The 901-nt window shown below is 63.2% G+C and carries 1 protein-coding gene; it reads left to right on the top strand.

Translation table 11 applies throughout. The annotated features are described in order from the left end of the window. Positions 1–901: immunoglobulin-like domain-containing protein (locus HU760_RS24350; protein WP_217858983.1), on the top strand; the 901-nt coding region annotated here is incomplete at both ends.

Below are 901 nucleotides of genomic sequence, written 5' to 3'. Positions count from 1 at the left end.
TGTGACCGAAGGTGGCGTCATCACCTACACCGTGACCCTGAGCAACCCGGCCCAGACTCCGGTAACTGTGACCCTGTCCAACGGCCAGACCATCACCGTTGAAGCCGGCAAGACCCAGGGCAGTGTCGATTTCGAGACCCCGGCCAACGACGTCTATAACAACGGTTCGACCGTCAGTGTGAGCATCGAGAACGCCACGGGCGGTAATTTCGAGCAGCTGACCCCGAACCCGACCCCGGCCCAGACCGCGATCAACGACTCGGTCGACACCACCACCGCGACCCTGACAGCTACCCCGTCGGTGACCGAAGGTGGCGTCATCACCTACACCGTGACCCTGAGCAATCCGGCCCAGACCCCGGTGACCGTGACCCTGTCCAACGGCCAAACCATTACCGTTGAAGCCGGCAAGACCCAGGGCAGCGTCGATTTCGAGACTCCGGCCAACGACGTCTACAACAACGGCTCGACCGTCAGCACCACGATTACCGGTGCGACCGGTGGTAACTTCGAGCAACTGGTGCCGAACCCGACCCCGGCTCAGACCACGATCAACGACTCGGTCGACACCACCACCGCGACCCTGACGGCTACTCCGTCGGTGACCGAAGGTGGTGTCATCACCTACACCGTGACCCTGAGCAACCCGGCCCAGACTCCGGTGACCGTGACGCTGTCCAACGGCCAGACCATCACCGTTGAAGCCGGCAAGACCCAGGGCAGTGTCGATTTCGAGACCCCGGCGAACGACGTCTATAACAACGGTTCGACCGTCAGTGTGAGCATCGAGAACGCCACGGGCGGTAATTTCGAGCAGCTGACCCCGACCCCGACCCCGGCCCAGACCGCGATCAACGACTCGGTCGACACCACCACCGCGACCCTGACGGCTACTCCGTCG

The sequence above is a fragment of the Pseudomonas oryzicola genome (assembly GCF_014269185.2).
In the GTDB taxonomy this organism is placed as follows: domain Bacteria; phylum Pseudomonadota; class Gammaproteobacteria; order Pseudomonadales; family Pseudomonadaceae; genus Aquipseudomonas; species Aquipseudomonas oryzicola.
Note: the sequence above shows the minus strand (reverse complement) of the source record. Positions and strands in the feature narration are given on the sequence as shown.